This window comes from Streptomyces sp. NPDC059668, assembly GCF_042734135.1.
In the GTDB taxonomy this organism is placed as follows: domain Bacteria; phylum Actinomycetota; class Actinomycetes; order Streptomycetales; family Streptomycetaceae; genus Streptomyces.
This window is the reverse complement of the sequence record NZ_JBHWEL010000023.1, coordinates 1-4,394: the sequence shown is the minus strand read 5'-3', so window position 1 is coordinate 4,394 and position 4,394 is coordinate 1. Positions and strand designations below refer to the sequence as shown.

Annotated in this window: 1 protein-coding gene and 1 pseudogene; one reads left to right on the top strand and one right to left on the bottom strand. The window is 71.3% G+C overall.

The window, feature by feature from the left end; all coding sequences use genetic code 11:
- Positions 1-519 (bottom strand): annotated as a pseudogene (locus tag ACFV2J_RS18585) (hypothetical protein); the annotation flags it as partial.
- 629 nt (positions 520-1,148) lie between these two features.
- Here ACFV2J_RS18585 and ileS point away from each other — a divergent pair.
- The gene (gene ileS / locus ACFV2J_RS18580; protein ID WP_385084971.1) at positions 1,149-4,286 is read left to right on the top strand and encodes an isoleucine--tRNA ligase; all 3,138 of its coding nucleotides are present in this window, start codon (positions 1,149-1,151) and stop codon (positions 4,284-4,286) included.
- Positions 4,287-4,394 lie beyond the last annotated feature (108 nt).

Below are 4,394 nucleotides of genomic sequence, written 5' to 3'. Positions count from 1 at the left end.
CGTAGCTCGCGTCCGAGTGGGGGGGGGGTGCCGGGGCGGGGGGGGTGGGCCTGGGGACTTTTTCGCAACCACGGTGGGGGCTCCGGTCGTCTTCGCGGCCGGGGCCGCGTCCTCGGCCGCGGAGGCGGCCGTCTTCTTCGCCCTGCTCGCGTTCTTCCTCGCCGTACCCGTGCTCTTCCCGGCCGTACCGGTGGCCTTCCTGGCCGTACCGGCACGCTTCCCGGCCGCGCTCCCGGCGGCCCGCTTCGAAGTGCCGCCCTTCGCGGTGGCGGCCTCCCCCGGTCCCGGTCCCGGTTCCTCCGGGACGGACTTCTCGGCCACCGTCCTCTTGGTGGCCGTCTTCTCGGCGACGGTCTTCCTGGCACCCGTTTCCCCGGTGGCCCTGCTCACCGGTGCCGTGCCGCCCCCGTGCTCCGCCGGTGCCCGCTGTGCGCTCTTCTTGCCCCCCACGTCCTTGGCCGCCGGACCCGTGGATCTTCCGGACGCCGACTGCTGTACGGCGGTCTTTTTCGCCACCATGGCCGCGGCCCCTTCACATATTGTGATCTTGCGCGCAAATCGCTCTGGGACGATAAATCGACTTCCGGCCCGCGGCAACGGGGCACGCCCACCTTCCGGCCGCCCCGCAGGTCCCACCTGACGAGCCTGCATGCGTTGTGCCCAGCTCCCCGCCGGGTAATCCGCCGGACCCGTCGTCCGGGAACACGGAACGCGGTGCCGCCCCATTCGGGTCAGGCCGCCCGGGACCGGGACGCCCGGCCCGCACCGGCCGCGGACTCCGGAAAACCGGTCGGCCGCCGTGCGCGCGGCGCCGTACACTGGCCGGAGCGAGAAGCGTGGATGGGGACGAGTAGCGGCGTACGCGGCCAGGAGCGACCCGGGGACGGTGGAAGCCCGGGGGCGAGCGCGACGCGAAGATCACCCCGGAGCCGCCGGAAGAAAGCCGTGGCCGACAGGCGGCGGCCGGTAGACCCGGCATCGCGACCCCAATGAGGGGGCTCACCGGCGCACAGCACGTGCCGGAGGGCCAAGGAGGGTGGTACCGCGGGAGCACGCCGCACACGGCGTCCGCAGCAGCTGCTGGGCAGCGGCACAGGCTCTCGTCCCTCCGGACGGAAGGCAGAAAGTCCGCCGGAGGAAGCTCGCTGATGACAACGCCGACGTACCGCCAGGTGCCCGCCCAGGTCGACCTGCCCGCCCTCGAGCACGCCGTGCTCGATTTCTGGCGCGAGCAGAAGATCTTCGCCAAGAGCCTGGAGCGGTCCGAGGGACGCCCCGAATGGGTGTTCTACGAGGGCCCGCCCACCGCGAACGGCATGCCGGGAGCGCACCACATCGAGGCACGCGTCTTCAAGGACGTCTTCCCTCGCTTCCGCACCATGCGCGGCTACCACGTGGCCCGCAAGGCCGGCTGGGACTGCCACGGCCTGCCGGTGGAGCTCGCCGTGGAGAAGGAGCTCGGCTTCACGGGCAAGCAGGACATCGAGGCGTACGGCATCGCCGAGTTCAACGCCCGGTGCCGCGAGTCCGTGACCCGTCACACCGACGCCTTCACCGACCTGACGAACCGCATGGGCTACTGGGTCGACCTGGACGACGCCTACCGCACGATGGACCCCGAGTACGTGGAGTCCGTGTGGTGGTCGCTGAAGGAGATCTTCAACAAGGGGCTGCTGGTCCAGGACTACCGCGTCGCCCCGTGGTGCCCCCGCGACGAGACGGGCCTGTCGGACCACGAGCTGGCGCAGGGCTACGAGACGATCGTCGACCCCTCCGTGTACGTCCGTTTCCCGCTCACCTCCGGCCCGCTGGCCGGCGAGGCCGCGCTCCTGGTGTGGACGACGACCCCGTGGACGCTGGTCTCCAACACCGCGGTCGCCGCGCACCCCACCGTCACCTACGTGGTCGCCACGAACGGCGAGGAGAAGCTCGTCGTCGCCGAGCCGCTCGTCGAGAAGGCGCTCGGCGAGGGCTGGGAGACCACCGGTGAGACCTTCACCGGTGCCGAGATGGAGCGCTGGACGTATCAGCGCCCGTTCGAGCTGGTCGAGTTCCCGGAGCCCGCCCACTACGTGGTGAACGCGGAGTACGTGACGACCGAGGACGGTACGGGCCTGGTCCACCAGTCCCCCGCCTTCGGTGAGGACGACCTCAAGGTCTGCCGCGCGTACGGGCTGCCGGTGGTCAACCCCGTCCGCCCGAACGGCACCTTCCAGGAGGACGTCCCGCTCGTCGGCGGCGTCTTCTTCAAGAAGGCGGACGAAAAGCTCACCGAGGACCTCCAGGGCCGCGGGCTGCTCTTCAAGCACGTCCCGTACGAGCACAGCTACCCCCACTGCTGGCGCTGTCACACCGCGCTCCTCTACTACGCGCAGCCGTCCTGGTACATCCGCACCACCGCCGTCAAGGACCGTCTCCTCCAGGAGAACGAGAAGACCAACTGGTTCCCGGAGTCGGTCAAGCACGGCCGCTTCGGCGACTGGCTGAACAACAACATCGACTGGGCGCTGTCCCGCAGCCGCTACTGGGGCACCCCGCTCCCGCTGTGGCGCTGCGAGAACGACCACCTCACCTGCGTCGGCTCCCGCGCGGAGCTGACCGAGCTGACCGGCACCGACCAGTCGGAGCTGGACCCGCACCGCCCGTACATCGACGCCGTCACCTTCACCTGCCCGCAGTGCGAGGCGACGGCGACCCGCGTCCCCGAGGTCATCGACGCCTGGTACGACTCGGGTTCGATGCCGTTCGCGCAGTGGGGCTACCCGTACAAGAACAAGGAGATCTTCGAGAGCCGCTACCCGGCGCAGTTCATCTCGGAGGCCATCGACCAGACGCGCGGCTGGTTCTACACGATGATGGCGGTCGGCACGCTCGTCTTCGACCAGTCGTCCTACGAGAACGTGGTGTGCCTGGGCCACATCCTCGCCGAGGACGGCCGCAAGATGTCCAAGCACCTGGGCAACATCCTGCAGCCGATCCCGCTCATGGACCAGCACGGCGCGGACGCGGTGCGCTGGTTCATGGCCGCCGGCGGCTCCCCCTGGGCGGCCCGCCGGGTCGGCCACGGCACCATCCAGGAGGTCGTCCGCAAGACCCTCCTGACCTACTGGAACACGGTCGCCTTCCAGGCCCTGTACGCCCGCACCTCCGGCTGGGCGCCCAGCGAGGCGGACCCGGCGCCGGCCGACCGCCCGGTCCTCGACCGCTGGCTCCTCTCCGAGCTGCACGCCCTCACCGACCAGGTCACGCAGGCCCTGGAGGCCTACGACACCCAGCGCGCCGGAAAGCTCCTCTCGGCGTTCGTCGACGACCTGTCCAACTGGTACGTGCGCCGCTCGCGCCGCCGCTTCTGGCAGGGCGACAAGGCCGCGCTGCGCACCCTGCACGAGGTCGTCGAGACCGTGACGCGCCTGATGGCCCCGCTGACGCCGTTCATCACCGAGCGGGTCTGGCAGGACCTGATCGCGCCGGTCACGCCGGACGCCCCCGAGTCCGTACACCTGTCGTCGTGGCCGGAGCCGGACCTGTCCGCCATCGACCCCGCGCTGTCGCGGCAGATGGTGCTGGTCCGCCGCCTCGTCGAACTCGGCCGTGCCACCCGCGCGGAGTCGGGCGTCAAGACCCGCCAGCCGCTGTCCCGTGCGCTGATCGCAGCGACCGGTTTCGACTCCCTCGACCCCGAACTGCACGCGCAGATCACGGAGGAGCTGAACGTCAGCGGCCTCGCCTCGCTCTCCGAGGTGGGCGGCTCGCTGGTCGACACCACGGCCAAGGCCAACTTCCGCGCGCTCGGCAAGCGTTTCGGCAAGGGCGTCCAGGCCGTCGCGAAGGCGATCGCCGAGACGGACGCGGCGGCTCTCTCCCTCGCCCTGCGCGAGGGCACGGCCGCGGTGCTGGTCGACGGTGAGACGGTCACCCTGGCCCCGGACGAGGTCATCATCACGGAAACCCCGCGCGAGGGCTGGTCGGTGGCGTCCGACTCCGGCGCCACGGTCGCCCTCGACCTGGAGATCACCGAGGAGCTGCGTCAGGCGGGCCTCGCCCGTGACGCGATCCGCCTGATCCAGGAGGCCCGCAAGAACAGTGGCCTCGACGTGGCCGACCGGATCGCGCTGCGCTGGACGTCCACCGACCCGGCCGTCATCGCGGCCCTGTCCGAGCACTCCGACCTCATCGCCGACGAGGTCCTCGCCACGGACTTCGCCCAGGGCCAGGCCGACGACGCCTACGGTGCCCCGTTCACCGACGAGTCCCTGTCGCTGACCTTCCGCCTACACAAGGCGTAGTCACGGGCGGGGGGGGCCGGGGGGCGGTCGGGCCCCCCGCGCGCAACCCGGACCCGCCGCGGGCGCGCCCCGGGCCCCCCGCGGCGGCGGGCCCCCCGGGTCCCGCAC

Bases quoted from the DNA above. Each gene is read 5' to 3' on its own strand.
- ileS (WP_385084971.1), top strand. From the start codon at position 1,149: ATGACAACGCCGACGTACCGCCAGGTGCCCGCCCAGGTCGACCTGCCC.